This is a genomic window from Arthrobacter sp. UNCCL28, from assembly GCF_900102805.1.
In the GTDB taxonomy this organism is placed as follows: Bacteria; Actinomycetota; Actinomycetes; order Actinomycetales; family Micrococcaceae; genus Arthrobacter; species Arthrobacter nicotinovorans_A.
In genome coordinates this window covers 178,232-192,442 of sequence record NZ_FMWE01000007.1, presented here as the reverse complement: position 1 = coordinate 192,442, position 14,211 = coordinate 178,232, and the positions used below count along the sequence as shown (strand labels likewise).

The 14,211-nt window shown below is 63.9% G+C and carries 18 protein-coding genes; 8 read left to right on the top strand and 10 right to left on the bottom strand.

The genetic code is table 11. The features are described 5' to 3' along the window. Positions 1-22: 22 nt before the first annotated feature. The 5 genes from BLQ01_RS18070 to BLQ01_RS18050 are packed head-to-tail and all read right to left on the bottom strand — an operon-like array spanning position 23 to position 2,508. A complete protein-coding gene (locus BLQ01_RS18070) occupies positions 23-691 on the bottom strand; it encodes a hypothetical protein (protein ID WP_091553314.1) in 669 nt (222 codons plus the stop codon). Further along, positions 688-1,269: a hypothetical protein gene (locus BLQ01_RS18065; RefSeq protein ID WP_091553311.1), complete on the bottom strand. Its 582-nt coding sequence runs from the start codon at positions 1,267-1,269 to the stop codon at positions 688-690. The genes BLQ01_RS18070 and BLQ01_RS18065 overlap by 4 nt, the downstream gene beginning before the upstream one ends. Continuing rightward, positions 1,266-1,790 carry a hypothetical protein gene (locus BLQ01_RS22725; RefSeq protein WP_254779522.1) on the bottom strand — a complete coding sequence of 175 codons (525 nt, stop codon included), beginning with the start codon at positions 1,788-1,790 and terminating at the stop codon, positions 1,266-1,268. The genes BLQ01_RS18065 and BLQ01_RS22725 overlap by 4 nt, the downstream gene beginning before the upstream one ends. Beyond that, positions 1,787-1,978: a DUF2273 domain-containing protein gene (locus BLQ01_RS18055; protein WP_091553310.1), complete on the bottom strand. Its 192-nt coding sequence runs from the start codon at positions 1,976-1,978 to the stop codon at positions 1,787-1,789. The genes BLQ01_RS22725 and BLQ01_RS18055 overlap by 4 nt, the downstream gene beginning before the upstream one ends. Further along, positions 1,975-2,508 (bottom strand): Asp23/Gls24 family envelope stress response protein, encoded by a 534-nt coding sequence (locus tag BLQ01_RS18050; protein ID WP_026548522.1) that lies wholly within the window; start codon positions 2,506-2,508, stop codon positions 1,975-1,977. Before BLQ01_RS18050 ends, BLQ01_RS18055 begins: the two co-directional genes overlap by 4 nt. Before the next feature lie 222 nt (positions 2,509-2,730). Between BLQ01_RS18050 and BLQ01_RS18045 the strand changes: the two genes are divergently transcribed. The 5 genes from BLQ01_RS18045 to BLQ01_RS18025 all read left to right on the top strand — a co-directional run bounded on the left by BLQ01_RS18045 (position 2,731) and on the right by BLQ01_RS18025 (position 7,527). Next, positions 2,731-4,674 carry a DUF2264 domain-containing protein gene (locus BLQ01_RS18045; protein ID WP_091553307.1) on the top strand — a complete coding sequence of 648 codons (1,944 nt, stop codon included), beginning with the start codon at positions 2,731-2,733 and terminating at the stop codon, positions 4,672-4,674. Between the two features lie 120 nt (positions 4,675-4,794). Further along, positions 4,795-4,983, top strand: coding sequence for a hypothetical protein (locus BLQ01_RS18040; RefSeq protein ID WP_026543066.1), 189 nt, complete (start codon positions 4,795-4,797; stop codon positions 4,981-4,983). Positions 4,984-5,116: 133 nt separating this feature from the next. Further along, positions 5,117-5,917, top strand: coding sequence for a DUF1206 domain-containing protein (locus tag BLQ01_RS18035; RefSeq protein WP_091553305.1), 801 nt, complete (start codon positions 5,117-5,119; stop codon positions 5,915-5,917). Positions 5,918-5,997: 80 nt separating this feature from the next. Beyond that, positions 5,998-6,924, top strand: coding sequence for an SDR family oxidoreductase (locus BLQ01_RS18030; RefSeq protein ID WP_026548519.1), 927 nt, complete (start codon positions 5,998-6,000; stop codon positions 6,922-6,924). Positions 6,925-6,963: 39 nt separating this feature from the next. Beyond that, positions 6,964-7,527, top strand: a complete 564-nt coding sequence (locus BLQ01_RS18025) for a cysteine hydrolase family protein (protein WP_091553303.1) — start codon at positions 6,964-6,966, stop codon at positions 7,525-7,527. Positions 7,528-7,559: 32 nt separating this feature from the next. Here the strand turns inward: BLQ01_RS18025 and BLQ01_RS18020 are convergent, their stop codons facing one another. From BLQ01_RS18020 to BLQ01_RS18010, 3 genes are all read right to left on the bottom strand, one after another. After that, positions 7,560-8,429, bottom strand: coding sequence for an AraC family transcriptional regulator (locus BLQ01_RS18020; RefSeq protein ID WP_026543062.1), 870 nt, complete (start codon positions 8,427-8,429; stop codon positions 7,560-7,562). 356 nt (positions 8,430-8,785) lie between these two features. After that, positions 8,786-9,046, bottom strand: a complete 261-nt coding sequence (locus tag BLQ01_RS18015; RefSeq protein ID WP_026543061.1) for a hypothetical protein — start codon at positions 9,044-9,046, stop codon at positions 8,786-8,788. Beyond that, a complete protein-coding gene (locus BLQ01_RS18010) occupies positions 9,039-9,308 on the bottom strand; it encodes a GlsB/YeaQ/YmgE family stress response membrane protein (protein ID WP_026543060.1) in 270 nt (89 codons plus the stop codon). The genes BLQ01_RS18015 and BLQ01_RS18010 overlap by 8 nt, the downstream gene beginning before the upstream one ends. A 604-nt stretch (positions 9,309-9,912) precedes the next feature. On the opposite strand from BLQ01_RS18010, the gene BLQ01_RS18005 reads away from it, so the two are divergent. Further along, complete coding sequence (locus tag BLQ01_RS18005) at positions 9,913-10,416, top strand: hypothetical protein (RefSeq protein ID WP_091553301.1); 504 nt, start codon at positions 9,913-9,915, stop codon at positions 10,414-10,416. A gap of 40 nt (positions 10,417-10,456) precedes the next feature. Here the strand turns inward: BLQ01_RS18005 and BLQ01_RS18000 are convergent, their stop codons facing one another. Both BLQ01_RS18000 and BLQ01_RS17995 read right to left on the bottom strand, forming a co-directional pair. After that, entirely contained in the window at positions 10,457-11,161 is a 705-nt protein-coding gene (locus tag BLQ01_RS18000; RefSeq protein ID WP_091553299.1) for an alpha/beta fold hydrolase, read from the bottom strand. A gap of 9 nt (positions 11,162-11,170) precedes the next feature. Beyond that, positions 11,171-11,773 carry a YdeI/OmpD-associated family protein gene (locus BLQ01_RS17995; protein WP_254779521.1) on the bottom strand — a complete coding sequence of 201 codons (603 nt, stop codon included), beginning with the start codon at positions 11,771-11,773 and terminating at the stop codon, positions 11,171-11,173. Positions 11,774-11,987: 214 nt separating this feature from the next. Between BLQ01_RS17995 and BLQ01_RS17990 the strand changes: the two genes are divergently transcribed. After that, a complete protein-coding gene (locus BLQ01_RS17990; protein ID WP_091553294.1) occupies positions 11,988-13,511 on the top strand; it encodes a fumarylacetoacetate hydrolase family protein in 1,524 nt (507 codons plus the stop codon). After that, entirely contained in the window at positions 13,504-14,187 is a 684-nt protein-coding gene (locus tag BLQ01_RS17985) for a GntR family transcriptional regulator (RefSeq protein ID WP_026543056.1), read from the top strand. Before BLQ01_RS17990 ends, BLQ01_RS17985 begins: the two co-directional genes overlap by 8 nt. Positions 14,188-14,211 lie beyond the last annotated feature (24 nt).

Genomic DNA, 14,211 nt, shown 5'->3' with positions numbered 1-14,211 from the left:
GAGAGAAGTGCGTTCCATTCGTTTACCGGGCTCGTCGCGGTCCAGACACCTGGGTTCGGGCGCCGCTGGTGATTCGGACCAGGACGGGCATTGGATGTCCCAGCAGGGCATCTATTTCCCGGATGAGTTCTTCTGCGGTATTGGCAAGGTCCCGTGGTGAACTTCCCTTGCGGGCTTCGATGCGGAGCCGGAGTGCGGTTCCCCGCCGTGATTCCCAGGCAGAGACGGACGTGGCCAGGACATCCCTGTTCGTGCTGAGGGCTTCCCGGATGGCTGCCGCAACCAGTCCTACGTCCACTACTGTCCGGCCGCGGGACCCGCCAAGGTTGTTGGCCCCTTTGGCTTCGGCGTTTTCCAGGGCTCCGCCGGCTTCGGAAGGTCCGTCCAGTTGTTCTGCGAGGCGCGGAGTTCGTCCTCCACCTTGGGTGGCGAGCCAGGCTGCGCTGAAGGCCGCACCGGCCAGCAGCACAGCAATTCCTGCCACCAGCCACCAGCTCTGGAGGGGGTCTGGAAGGGGAGCTGTGCCCGCCAGGGTCCTGAGGTAGTCGCGGCCCGATGTCGCCACCGTTGTCCACGTATCCGCTGCTCCCGACAGGGTTCCGGCCGCGAAGACTGCGGCACCGGCGCCCAGGAGAGCAACACCCAGGAGGGCAAGAATGATGCGGTTCAGTGCACGGTTTGTCTGCCTCATTGCCCCACGGCTCCTTGGTTCATCACCCTGACACTCGACGTGACCCGGCGATCCAGCGCGAAGGCGGCCAGTTCGTCGTCGACCACTGTTGCAACAGCCCCGAGGTCCAGGGGAACGCCCGACGTCGGACGGGCCTGGACGCGTACGGACCGCCCACCGACGGTGGTGGTCACCTGTCCTGGGGCGAGGCCGGCGGCAAGCCGGGTGGTGCTGGAAACGGCGGCGGCAATCACGTCGTCGTCCACCACCACTGCTGCGCGCTGGCTTTCCAAGGCACGTCGGGGCTTACGGCCCCGGCCCAGTCCTGCGCCGAGGAGCACCAGTCCCAGGATCCCGAGGCCCGCTCCGGCTGCTGCCATTCCGACCGGGAGCGTGGTGGACGGGAGGTCGATCAGCCACTGGAACATTTGTGCGGGACTCGCCAGCAGTGGCTGGTCCTTGAGGATCCACAGCACGGCTTCGACCGCGAGCCACAGGAAAACGACCAGCAGGATGCAGGCGGAAATGATCGACGGGACAGCCCTCGACGAGTGCGTTTCCCGGCGGATCATCCGGCGCACGGTTCGGTCCTGGCTCATTGCACTCTCCTTTCCCTCAGCTGTTCCGGGATCTGTCCCTTGGTTCCGGGTTGGTTCTTGGCCCCGGCTTGTCGCTTGGTTTCGGTTTTGCCCGTGGCTACGGCTTGGCCTTTGCTTCCGGCTTGTCCCTTGGCTCCGGCGAGCCGGATGTCGACCCTGCCGATTTCCAAACCAGTGAGCTCCAGGCCGCGGGACACCAGTTGTGTCCGTGCCGCGCGGGCCTGTTCGAAGACAGTGCTTGTGGTGGTCCGCGGTCCCAGGAGCGACGGCAGCGACAGCTTGACTGAAACCTTGACCCCGAGCTTGCCGGCGTCGTCTTCCAGTTCAGCGGCCACGTTGCCCGCCCCCACCCGGAACGCCTGGGCTGTGACGGATTCCAAGGTCTTCCGGATGGCCTGCTGGGTGATGCGGGTATGCCCGGCCCGTGTCATTCCGGCCCGTGTCATTCCGGCACTGTCCTTGCTGACGCTGCCCTTGTTGGCACTGTCCGTGTTGACGCTGCCCTTCCCGGCCCGCGTCATGATGAGGAGCGCTTGCCCCGCAACGCATCCAGTACGCCGCGCAGGTCAAGCTTTCCCTCAGCGGAGCGTCCCAGGACAGCCCCGACACCCATGAACAGAGCCGTAAGCAGCAGGCCCCAGAAACCAAAGGCCAACCCTGCCAGGGCCAGGACCGCTCCGATGGCTATGCCGGCGATCGTGGGGTTCATGCGACCCTCGGCTCACGGCCGGCGTCGTCCGCTTCAGCGTCCTCGGAGGGAACGTGGATGTCCGTGATGGTGATGTTGACCTCGGTGACTTCCATGCCCACCAGGTCCTCGATGGCGTTGTAAACGGCATCGCGGGCGTTGTCCGCAACTTCCTGGAGCGGGTGCGGGTACTCAACAACCAGGGTCACGTCCACGGCCACCTGGGTCTGGCCGACCTCGACGCTGACGCCCTGGGTGAGATCCTTCTGGCCCACCTTTTCGCGCAGGTTGCCAATGGCACGGGCAGCGCCGCCGCCAAGGGCATGGACGCCCGGGATTTCCTGGATGGCGATGCCGGCGATCTTGGCCACGACACCGTCGGCAACGGTGGTGGCTCCACGGCCGTCCTTGCCTTTGTTCGCCGGGGCGCCGTTCGCTGCCGGGGCGCCGTTCAGTTCAAGAGTGCCGGCACCAGGTGCGGAAGTGTTGGTGGCCGCTGCCGTGGTGTTCTTGGCCGGAACGTCTGCGGGGGTGTGCGTCTGGGTCGTCATGGCAATCAGTCCTGTCGGTTGGAAGCTGCGATGGATCATTGCGGCTTGGTTCGCTGCGGCGTGTGTTTCGCCGTCATGAAGAAGACGCAGCCAGCCGACGATTCCTCACGGTCCCCTTTATGTGAACTGCATCACAGGGCGTGTTCAGTATTGTTCAGCTCGCCCCTGGCCGTGTCAGGCACCCCTAGGGTGGTGACGCTGGAACTACCCCGCAGGAGACCCATGTCCATCGGCTTCACCATGCCCGCCCCGGATTTCAACCTCAGCCCCATCACTGGCTGGACACGGGAACACTGGCTTTCCTTCGCCGATCAGCAACTCCTTGCGGTGCGCCCATACTTCTCCCCGCTGAAGGCGGCCATCCGGCTGGGCGGCCGCCCGTCGTCGTCGGGCGTTGAGTCCGACGGCCTGGAGGGCTTCGCCCGGACGTTCCTGCTGGCCGCGTTCCGCGTGGCGGGGGAGCAGGGCGGGGATCCCTTCGGCCACCTCGACCTTTACCGCGAGGGACTCCTCCACGGCACGCGGAAAGACGGGCGTGAAGCGTGGCTGCCCATCACCGACCGATCCCAGCCCATGGTGGAAGCGGCGTCGATAGTCCTTGGACTCCAACTGACCAAGCCCTGGCTGTGGGACACCCTTACCGCAGGGCAGCAGGAGCAGGTGGCCGGCTGGCTGCAGGGTTCTTCCCGCAGCTCCTGCGTGGACAACAACTGGGTGCTCTTCCAGGCCATGATTGCCGAGTTCCTGGCCGGTGCAGGGTTCGAACACAACGCAACCCACATCGACCACGGCCTCGACAGGCTGGATGACTGGTACGCCGGCGGGGGCTGGTACAGGGACGGAGACAACGGGGGCACCGGAGATTTCTTCGATTACTACTGTGGCTGGGCCATGCACCTGTACCCCATCCTGTGGGCGGAATTTGCTGCCGGCCGCCATCCACAAGCCGATCACCGCCTGGACATTTCCCGCAGCCGGCTCGCCGCTTTCCTGGAAGACCACGTCAGGTTCTTCGGCGCCAACGGCGCCCCGGTGTTCCAGGGCCGCTCCCTGATCTACCGCTACGCAGCCATCGCGCCCCTCTTCATGGGCGAGGCGATCTGCGCCACGCCGCTCACCCCGGGCCAGACCCGCAGGATCGCCAGCGGCGCCGCCAAGTACTTCCTGGACGCCGGGGCTTACGACGGCGGCCTGCCGTCCCTGGGGTGGCTCGGCGCTTTTGAACCGATGACCCAGGAATACTCCGGCCCGGCGTCGCCCTACTGGACGTCCAAAGCCTTCGTGGGGCTGCTCCTGCCCGCTGACCACCCGGTGTGGACGGCGGTTGAGGAGCCCTCGCCGTTGGAAGAGGTGGACGGGCTGAAGCATGCCGAAGCGCCCAACTACCTGCTTCACTCCACCGCCCGGGACGGCATTGCCCGCCTCCTGAACCACGGCAGCGACAAATTCTATGCCCCCGGACCGGACGACCCCCTCTACCGCAGGCTCGCGTATTCAAGCCATACCGCTCCGCTTTTCACCGAGCACCCCGTTGACAACCACTTCGCCGTCCTCGACGATGCCGCGACGCCCAGCCGGCGCTCGCGGATCCACCGGCTCACAACAGGACAGGGACAGGCCGCGAGCTGGCACGCTCCGGTGTGGAGCGACTCCCAGGATCCCGCCGGCTCTCCGTGGCGGGTAGCGACAGGAACCGCAGCGGCAGGCGGTTACGAATTGAGGGTCCACATCGTTTCGGCCCCCGCCGGTTTGGGCGGCTCTGATTGGGGTGGCGTCGTCCGCGACGGCGGATATGCGCTCGCCGACCACCACCCGCTGCCCGCCGACCCACCTTTGCCCCGGAGAAATGGCGCCCATGTCCTCACCGATGGCAGGCTGCACACCGCGATTTGGCCCCTCCATGGATACACGGACAGCGGCGTCTACCAGGGCGAGGGGGAATCGCCATTTGGCGCCTTCGCTGCCTGCGGCTACCTGGAGGGGCGGCTTACCGGGGAGCGCAGCTGCTTCGTCTCCCTGGTGTACCTCGGCGGTGAGCCGCCCGCCTGGGTGCCTTCCGGCGTCGGGCGTTCAACCGCTTTTGACGTGTTCGACGACGGCACGCGTGTCAGTGCCCGCCTCACCCTGGGTACGGGCCAAGCGCTGGAGGTGGCGTTCGCCTTCTAAGGACTGGCCAGGATTCTTGAGCAAATCTTGAGATGAGGCGGCGCCCTTCTTGAGGACTCCATCCGATGGTTGAAACATCAGCCACCGCAGCTGTTGGAGCTTCCAGGAAGGACCACCGAAATGACGGACCAGATTTCCACCCAGTCCTCGAGCATCACCGCCGTCCACGACGCAGTATCCGGCTCTGCCGAAGCCGTCCGCCACGCCGGCGAGGTCCTCAGCCAGACGCGGGTGGCCGTCCGCGAGCAGTTCAATCCGCTGGGTGTGGGCCTGCGCAGTATTTGGCCGCAGTCAGTGGTCGGGTTCTAGGTTTACTGATCCCGGGAGCCACGGAGTTTTGAAACGGGCAGTACCTCCAGCATCGGGGAGGTACCTGCCCCGCTTCATTTAAGGGACGATGGAGACAGCTCAATAAATAAGGAGACTTGTCATCAAGGAAGAGATGAGGAAGGCCGCCGATGTGGCCGAGGAAGCGTCGAATTCGCAGGCTTTCGCCGCTGTCGCGCGCGGCGGCTACGTGGTCAGCGGGCTCCTGCACGTGCTCATTGGGGTCATCGCCCTCCAAGTGGCGTTCGGAAGCAGCGGCGAAGCCGATGTCAGCGGGGCCGTGACGTCCCTGGCCAGCCAGCCGTACGGCCCGCTCCTGCTCTGGGCCTGCTTCGGCGCCTGCGCAGCACTGGCGCTGTGGCAACTGGGAAACGCCATCCTTGGCCACCGGAACGGCTCGGACAAAATCACCAAGAAACTCTCCGCAATAGGACAGGCGATCGTCTTCGCCGCACTCGCCTCCACCATCGTCTCCTTCATTGCAGGCAAGGGCCAGAACAGCCGGGAGTCCAGCAGCGACTTCACTGTCACACTCCTTAAAGCACCGTTTGGCGTGTTTTTGCTGGTGGCTGTGGGGGCCGGCATCGCGATCACGGGCATCGTCTTCGCAGTGCGCGGCTTCCGGCAGAAATTCACCAAGGACCTCACCTTGTCCTCCAACAACTCCGTACGGAAATTCCAACTGGGCGTAGGCATAGTGGGTTACATCGCCAAGGGGATTGCCCTCTTCCTGGTGGGCCTGCTGGTAATCATTGCCTCGGTGCGCGCCCAGCCTGAACAGTCCACCGGGCTCGACGGCAGTTTGAAGGCACTCAGGGAGCAGCCCTACGGGGTGTACCTGCTGGCCGCTGTGGCCGTGGGCCTGATGGCGTACGGGCTGTTCCTGATGGTCAAGGCACGTACCCTGCGGACGTAGTTGTACGAAAAGGCGCGCTTGGATTTCCAATAAGGCGGCCCGGAGGGTTAGGCGGCGGCGAATACGGGTAAGGAACAACCATGACCCACCACGACCCGAACAACTCCGGCCAGTCAAAGACACCGTTGACCTCACCGCCCACGGATCCCCGCAGCGGGTACCACTCCGGCACCTTCCCGCAACAGGAGCAGCAGCAGCCCGGCCTGACCGCGCCCCTGGATCCCCAACCGGACCACGGCGAGAAAAGCTACGTGGGACACGGCCGGCTGCAAGGCAAGACGGCCCTGATCACGGGTGGAGACTCTGGCATCGGCGCTGCTGTGGCCATCGCCTATGCCCGCGAAGGTGCCAATGTGGCCATCAGCTATCTTCCGGAGGAAGAAGAAGACGCGAGGTCGACGGCGGAATGGATCCGCGAATGCGGTTCGCAGGCACTCCTGATGCCAGGGGACGCGCGGGACGAGGCTTTCGCCAATGAAATCGTGGAACGGACAGTGCAGGAACTGGGCGGTCTCCATGTGGTGGTGCTGAACGCGGCTTACCAGAAGAACCGCGAAGGCCTGGAAACAATCCCCACCGAAGAATTCGATCGCGTCTTCAAGACCAACCTCTACTCACTCATCTGGACAGCCCAGGCAGCCATTCCACATCTCCGGCCAGGCGCATCGATTATTGTTACGGCCTCCATCCAGGCCTTCAACCCTTCGGCCCAGTTGGTGGATTACGCCATGACCAAGGCAGCCCAGGTGGCCTTCACCAAGGCCATGGCCGAAGAACTGGGACCCAAGGGAATCCGGGTCAATGCCGTGGCTCCCGGGCCCGTGTGGACCCCGTTGATTCCCGCCACGGAATGGCCGGACAAGCTCCCCACCTTTGGCCAGGACACGCCGCTGGGCAGGGCAGGTCAGCCGGCCGAGCTGGCTCCGGCCTATGTGTTGCTCGCCTCGGATGAAGGGTCCTACATTTCCGGAGCCGTGCTTCCTGTGACGGGAGGCAAAGGACTGTGAACCGCGTGATCGGAGGTCTGTCATGATCGGAGGTCTGTCATGATCGCAGTACTGGTCATCGACATGCAGAATGCCTACTTCGAGGATCCTGCCTTGAAGTCCCGCCAGGACGAGGTTGTTGCTGCCTGCAACTCCTTGACCAGCGCAGCGAGCGAAGCCGGCGCCAAAGTCCTCCTGGTGGGAACCGTGCATGAACGGGACAAATCCACCTGGTCCCTGAACATGCTCGACGACGATCAAGGCTTCATCTTCAGGGGCAGTGAGCAGGCAGAGTTCGTCCCCGGCCTGCTCACTGCCGATTTTCCCCGGCTCATCAAGACCCGTGACAGCGCTTTTTTCGGCACCGACCTCGCCATGCGCCTCAGGAATTGGGGTGTGGACACTGTAGTGCTGGCAGGGATTTCGGCCCACAACTGCATCGCGCAGACCGCAGCCGACGCTTTTGCCCACAACATCAGGGTGGTCTACGCGGCCGAGGCCATCGGTACCGAAAACGCTGAAGCTGCCGAATCGGTGCTGCGGGTCTTCACCCGCGAATACCGCCAGGCCGTGCTGCCGCTGGAAGGGATCCTGCTGTTCCTGGAATCGGAGCGGTCAGCTTAGCCCGCTCGCCGGGCTTGCTGCGCCCCGGGTCCTTACCGCGTGCCGGGTTCTTCCCGTTCCACCGGAATCCACAGCTGCCCGCGGCCATGCGTGCCACCGGCCTCCACTTGGACGCTGAGCATTTCAGGGCCGGGTGCCCACCGGTATGGGTTGGCCGGGAACCACTCGGTGGCTGCGTCCGCCCACATGCTTTGCAGGACTTCCGGGAACTTCCCTTCAGTTTCGAAAACCACCCATAGGCCTGCTGGAACGTCCATGGCCGCGAATTCCTCCGGTGCCGGTTGGCTGGATGCCACCGCATGCCAGTAGTCGAGCCCGCTTCCTTCGCTGCGCTGCTCATCGATGTTGTCGGTGACGGATAGCGGTCCTGCCGGTTCCATATCTGCCAGTTTCAGTAAGCGCTGGGTGTGAGCGGGGTCCAGGCTCCGCTGGAAATCGATGATGGCCTGGTTCGGGCCTTCGTGGACCAGGGGGACGCGGGCTTTCAGGCCAATAAGGCGGAAAGCGGGCTTGTCTTCAATACGGTGCTTCATGTCGGTGTTCCCTTCGACTCGTAGGTGGAACCTCAATTGAGGTTGGGAATGAAGAACAGCCCCGGCTTGCCTTGCTTCAGAGGGAGTAAGGCCGTGCATGGCCTTGAATGCCCGGGTGAACGCCTCGGCGGAGGCGTAGCCGTATCGGACAGCAACGGCCAGGACAGTGCCGCCGTCGATGATTTCCGCTGTGGCTGCCGTCAGGCGGCGCCTCCGGATGTACTCCGAAACCGGCAGTCCGGCCAGGGAGGAGAACATCCGCCGGAAGTGATATTCGGATGTCAGGGCGATCCGGGCCAAAGTCCCCACGTCGATCTCTGCCGTGAGGTCCGCCTCGATTGCCTCGATGGCCCGGTTCCATTCCTGCATGCTGTTTGCGCTCCCTCGTGCCGCCTTGTTCGGCCTGCTGTGTCTTCGTTCCTGCCTCTGACGCTACGCAGGGTTTGGGACCGACGCCCCACCTATCCTTGCCCGAAAGTATCAGGCCCACCCGCGCACGCCCGCGGGTTGGCGCATACCCGGCGGGTTGGGGCGTACCCCGCGGGGCATTACCTGCCAATCCTCGGAAATGTTCAGGTGCCGGGGCGGGGGGCGGGGCCGGGGCCCGAGCCGGGCAGGACCGGCTCCGGGGCTGGACACAACGCAAGGACCCGGAGGCTGCGGCTGCAGCACTCCGGGTCCTTGGTGTTTCAGTTGATACCGGTTCGGTTTCTACCGGTCACTCATTACGGCCGACTGGAGCCGGATGCTTCTTCATCGGGTTCCGATGAGAAGGGCCGGTCCCGAGGGGTGTCTTCCGTATTGTTCTCGTCCAGTTCGGCATCGGCCGAAGGCACCGTTTTTTCGGCGTAGTCGCCAGCGGTGTAGTCTCCTCCGGCGTCCTCCTTCAGGGTCTCGGGGGATACTCCGGAATCACCGTAGTCGCCCTCGGAGTACTGGCCCTCGAGTTCCTCGCCGTTGGCGTCGTGGTTCTGGGTGTCAGCCATGGTGGGTCCTGCGGCTGGTGACCAGGCCGTAGATCAGCAGCACGATGATGGAGCCACCGATAGCGAGGAGCCACGTGGTCAGCGAGAAGAATTCCTGAAGTCCGGTGCCGAAGATGAGGCCACCGATCCAGCCGCCCAGAAGTGCGCCGACGACGCCCAACAGGAGGGTCACGAACCAGCCGCCACCCTGACGGCCCGGAAGAATAAGCTTGGCGATGGCACCGGCCAGGAGACCGAGCAAAAGAAAACCAAAGAAACCCATTTTTGCTCCTACTTTCTTGTTGATGGAAATTCCATGAACGTGGTGAAGCGGTTCACTTCATCGGGTGCCTGTTCCCGATTTTAGGCACCGATATGTTGCCCCTGAGAGGCAAATGGAATACGGGGAGTGGAACAGTGGTAAAACCCCGATGAAATTGTCATTGCGTTCAATACAGCACTCCTCCCGATGGGGGGTCGGGCTCAGTACTACAACTGCAACGCTAGCCGTTCGAGGGACTAGTAGCAAGTAACCTGACTATCTACCTGCCTCGGCCGCCGGCGCGTTATCACGGTGATTCGAGGGTTCGAACTGCTCCAGGGGTGCAATGGCGGGCCCTTCCCGGCCCGTCGACTACCCCTTCAGCAGCGTTCCGGCTTCCGTGGTCCGGTGCCATGGTTATCACTCCTCGGCTCATGAAACTGTGCTTTACGGAACTTCCCGACGGGTATATTTCCTGCGGGCGTCCCTTGGATGGCATGACAGTTTAGTCCATGACGCCTGGCATGCAAATGATCCATAAACGCAAGGATTGTAATATGCAGGTGACAGCGCAAGGCCCGCGGGGCTAGTGTCGAGGAATAACGCCTCGAAAGGAGTGATTCCTGTGAAAGGGAAAGCATTGTTCGCCGTTGGAGTGGCCGTCGGCTACGTATGGGGATCAAAATCCTGGCCGGAGGTGTACAAGCGACTCCGCGGGGGCACCGAAAAGGTGCTCAAGAACCCGGAGGTCCAGGACAACGTCCATCATGCCGCCGAAGCTGTCCAGGAATCAGTCCCGGACATCCTGGATAACCTCTATGAGGCCGGCAAGAAACTGCTGGAGAAGGCCGAAGCCGTCCTGCCGGGCATCACCTCGCCGAAGTCGGAGCAGAAGCCCGGTGCCTCAAACAGCGGTGCCTCAAACAGTGGTAGCTCAACCAGCAGAACCTCAACAAGCGGGCCGACCGTCACCACCGTTCCCACTGTCACCCCCGTTCCCGCAGCGACCGGCGTCGAATCCGATGTCGTGTCGGACCCTGCCCGGGATGACACCACCGGAAGCGACTGGACGGACGAGGGCGGCGCAGCGCCGGAAGGGCCGGCCACCAATACGCCGCCCAAGGCCTGACCTAAGCTGACCCGACGCCGGCAAGTGCCGGCGTCGGGCTCTATTTTCCGCGTTCCACGCTGGCCACAATTGCCTCGCCCAACTCTGTGGGCCTAGTGAATTGTGGCCAGTGGCCTGTGGGGAGGTCGATGTAATCGACATCCCGGATCCGCGCGAGCTCAGCGGTGAAGGGGTGCCCGGCGTCCATCCATTCCTTAAGGAGCGAGGACGGGAACTGGCACGCGATGATGGTGGCCGGAACGTCGTAGCGGCGGACGTCGCCCAAATGCTGCTGGTCGCAGGCCACTCCCTTTGGTTCGGGGATGGCGCGGGCGCGGAAGTCGTCCTTCATTTCATCCGTCAGGTCAACAAGGTCCTCGTCCTCGAACAATTCCCACGGCGGCAGTGGGATCTCATCGCCGTCGTCGGGCAGTTCATCATTGATGACCCCGCCCTCACCGAGCGGACCGCTGTCGACGTATATAGCGCGGGCCACCCGGTCCGGCCGGGCGTCTGCCACTCCGTGGATGATGGCGCCGCCGCCCGAGTGGCCCACCAGGACCACCTTGCCTTCCAGGGCATCCACCGCGGCAACCACGGCGTCGATGTGCGTGCGAAGTCCTATGCCGGCGCGGGGTGCATCGGCTGATTCCAATCCAGGCAAGGTCAACGGGTGCACCGTATGTCCGGCCGCCACCAGCGGGGGAGTCACCTCCTCCCACGATGAGGCGTCCAACCAGAAACCGGGTACGAGGATGATGTCCATGCGGGTACCCTACGGGAGCCCGCCGACAGTTTGTAGGAGTGGCTGGTTTCCTTCGGCCAACTTCTGCACCGTCTTTGCCAGAATCCCGGCGCGCGACCCGGTTGTCCGGGCTTTGAGTATCGGCAGGATGAGGAGGTACCGGTCAGTCTTGCCCAGCTGTTCAAAGGCTTCCCGGGCTCCACTGTTTCCTGCCAGGGCGGCTTCAAGGTCCTCGGGAACCTCGGCCTTGGCCTGCGAAACGTATGCCGATTCCCAGCGGCCGTCGGCTTTGGCTGACTCAATTTCGGCTATGCCTGCAGGGTGCATGCGTCCGGCCTCGATGAGCCGGGCCACTTTGCCCACGTTCACCTGCGACCAGGAACTTCCGGGCCGACGCCGCGAATACCTTTGCAGGAAGGTCTTGTGGTCATGGCCCTTGCGTTGGCCATCAATCCAGCCGAAACACAGTGCGCCGTCCAAGGCGTCCTGGATGTCGGTGAGGCCGGTCCCCGCGTTCTTCTTGCCGATTACCAGCCACGCCTCGGTCTTGGTGTCGTGGTTCGCGGCGAGCCACTGTTCCCATTCCGTGCCGCCGGCAAACCGCAGCAATTCCCGTGCGTCATCGTGCTCCACAGCCGCTCCTCCCTCCGTTGCCCTTCGCCTTCCTCCCAGCATCCCCCAAGTTAGGAGCAATTGGCGCTGTTTTCAGTGCCGGCAACCACGTCGACTGCTACCCACGTAGGCGAGGATTTGGGTCCCGGAAAGGGGTTGACGCAGGTCACGTTCCCAGTCCATAGTTATCGTATACGATTTCGTACTTGATGCAGTTGGACGAAGAGGAGGCGCCGTGACACTGGAGTTCCGGACCCAGGAGATCAGCCAGGACATGCTGGCCCGGACGCGCAAAGTCATTGCCGTCCACATCAACTACCCCAGCCGGGCGGCCCAGCGCGGACGCACTCCCGGGCAGCCGTCCTACTTCCTGAAGCCTTCCTCGTCGCTGGCACTCGGCTCCACGGACGCCCCCGGATCGGTGGAACGCCCCGCCGGCTGTGAACTCCTCGGCTACGAGGGCGAGATCGCTCTGGTCATCGGCAAGTCAGCCCGCCGCGTCAGTCTTGAGGACGCCTGGAGCCACGTCGAATGGGTCACGGCGTCCAACGACCTCGGTGTGTACGACCTCCGCTACGCAGACAAGGGCTCCAACGTCCGGTCCAAGGGCGGCGACGGTTTCACTCCCGTGGGTCCCGCGCTCATTCCCGCCGATGCCGTTGACCCCGCTGCCCTAAGGATCCGTACCTGGCACAACGGAGACCTCGTCCAGGACGACACCACCGAGGACCTGCTCTTCCCCTTCGCCCAACTCGTCGCGGACCTCTCCCAGCTGCTCACGCTCGAAGAGGGTGACATCATCCTCACCGGCACCCCCGCCGGAGCCTCCGTTGCCAAGCCAGGTGACGTCGTCGAGATTGAGGTCACCGGAGGTGGATTCAGCAGCGGCCGCCTGGTCACCAAAGTAACGGAAGGCACGACGCCGTTCGCGGACTTCGGTGCCCGGCCCAAGACAGATGACACCCAGCGGGAAGAGGCCTACGGTTCCCGGGAGGCCGCCGGGCTGCCTGCAGGACAGGAGGCTGCCGCGAGCGTGCTGACTCCTGAGCTGAAGGCGAAGCTTGAGTCCGTCGCTACCGCCACACTCTCGTCCCAGCTCCGCAAGCGCGGGCTCAACAACGTGAGCATTGACGGCTTGCAGGCCACCCGCCCGGACCGCAAGGTAGTAGGCCTGGCCCGGACCCTCCGCTACGTTCCCAACCGTGAAGACCTCTTCAAGACCCACGGCGGCGGCTTCAACGCCCAAAAGCAGGCCATCGATTCCGTGAACGAAGGCGAAATCCTGGTCATGGAAGCCCGCGGCGAGAAGGGCACAGGCACGGTGGGGGACATCCTCGCGCTGCGTGCCCAGGTCCGCGGGGCAGCGGCCATCATTACCGACGGCGGCGTCCGCGACTACTCTGCAGTGGCCGACCTGGAGATGCCCACCTACTTCGCCAACCCGCACCCGGCAGTGCTGGGCCGCCGCCACATTCCGTGGGACACCGACATCACCATCGCCTGCGGGGGAGCAACCGTTCAGCCCGGCGACATCATCGTGGCCGACTCCGACGGCATCCTGGTGATCCCCCCGGCCATCGCCGAAGAACTCGTGGATGACTGCATTCAGCAGGAAAAAGAAGAGACGTTCATTTTCCGGATGGTCCAGGAAGGCAACAGCGTGGACGGGCTGTACCCCATGAACAAGGAATGGCAGGCCCGCTACGCGGAGTGGGTAACAGCGGAGTGGCAGAGCAAGCAGGGAGCCTCAGGTGAGTGAAACCGCCGTCGGAAGTGCCGCCGTCGACAACGCCGGTGCCCAAAGCAAGTCCCAGCAGGCCTATGCCGCGGTGAAGGCAAGGATCGTTGAAGGCACCTACACGCCGGGTTACCGGCTGGTGCTGGCCAAGATCGCCGAGGACCTGGGCTTCAGCGTGGTCCCGGTCCGCGAAGCGATCCGCCGCCTGGAAGCCGAAGGGCTGGTGAAGTTCGAGCGGAACGTGGGCGCCACGGTGTCCGGGATCGACCCCACCGAGTACCTGTACACCATGCAGACCCTGAGCATTGTGGAAGGCGCCGCTACAGCGTTGTCCGCCCCGCTGATCGATTCAATCTCCATTGCCCGGGCCCGTGCTGTGAACGAAGAGATGCGCGAGTGCCTTGAGCACTTTGATCCCGTGCGTTTCACCGCGCTGAACCAGGACTTCCACAGCGTCCTGTTTGAACACTGCCCCAATCCGCACATCCTGGACCTGGTTCACCGGGGCTGGAACCGGCTGGCCTCCATCCGGTCCTCCACGTTCCGGTTCGTTCCCGGCCGGGCACAGGAATCGGTGCGCGAACATGAGGCCCTGCTGCAGCTGATCGAGAATGCAGCAGACGCCGACACCATTGAAAAAGCAGCCCGCCAACACCGCGCCGCAACCCTGGACGCGTACCTCTCCACTACCAACTAAAGCTTTGGAAGAAAAGGAAGACAA

What these genes read in the sequence shown, in the direction of transcription:
- BLQ01_RS18025 (WP_091553303.1), top strand. Translation starts at nt 6,964, where the DNA reads ATGATCGCAGTACTGGTCATCGACATGCAGAATGCCTACTTCGAGGAT.
- BLQ01_RS18035 (WP_091553305.1), top strand. Translation starts at nt 5,117, where the DNA reads ATGAGGAAGGCCGCCGATGTGGCCGAGGAAGCGTCGAATTCGCAGGCT.
- BLQ01_RS18045 (WP_091553307.1), top strand. Translation starts at nt 2,731, where the DNA reads ATGTCCATCGGCTTCACCATGCCCGCCCCGGATTTCAACCTCAGCCCC.
- BLQ01_RS18050 (WP_026548522.1), bottom strand. Translation starts at nt 2,508, where the DNA reads ATGACGACCCAGACGCACACCCCCGCAGACGTTCCGGCCAAGAACACC.
- BLQ01_RS18055 (WP_091553310.1), bottom strand. Translation starts at nt 1,978, where the DNA reads ATGAACCCCACGATCGCCGGCATAGCCATCGGAGCGGTCCTGGCCCTG.
- BLQ01_RS18020 (WP_026543062.1), bottom strand. Translation starts at nt 8,429, where the DNA reads ATGCAGGAATGGAACCGGGCCATCGAGGCAATCGAGGCGGACCTCACG.
- BLQ01_RS22725 (WP_254779522.1), bottom strand. Translation starts at nt 1,790, where the DNA reads ATGACGCGGGCCGGGAAGGGCAGCGTCAACACGGACAGTGCCAACAAG.
- BLQ01_RS18000 (WP_091553299.1), bottom strand. Translation starts at nt 11,161, where the DNA reads ATGGACATCATCCTCGTACCCGGTTTCTGGTTGGACGCCTCATCGTGG.
- BLQ01_RS18010 (WP_026543060.1), bottom strand. Translation starts at nt 9,308, where the DNA reads ATGGGTTTCTTTGGTTTTCTTTTGCTCGGTCTCCTGGCCGGTGCCATC.
- BLQ01_RS18040 (WP_026543066.1), top strand. Translation starts at nt 4,795, where the DNA reads ATGACGGACCAGATTTCCACCCAGTCCTCGAGCATCACCGCCGTCCAC.
- BLQ01_RS18015 (WP_026543061.1), bottom strand. Translation starts at nt 9,046, where the DNA reads ATGGCTGACACCCAGAACCACGACGCCAACGGCGAGGAACTCGAGGGC.
- BLQ01_RS18030 (WP_026548519.1), top strand. Translation starts at nt 5,998, where the DNA reads ATGACCCACCACGACCCGAACAACTCCGGCCAGTCAAAGACACCGTTG.
- BLQ01_RS18070 (WP_091553314.1), bottom strand. Translation starts at nt 691, where the DNA reads ATGAGGCAGACAAACCGTGCACTGAACCGCATCATTCTTGCCCTCCTG.
- BLQ01_RS18065 (WP_091553311.1), bottom strand. Translation starts at nt 1,269, where the DNA reads ATGAGCCAGGACCGAACCGTGCGCCGGATGATCCGCCGGGAAACGCAC.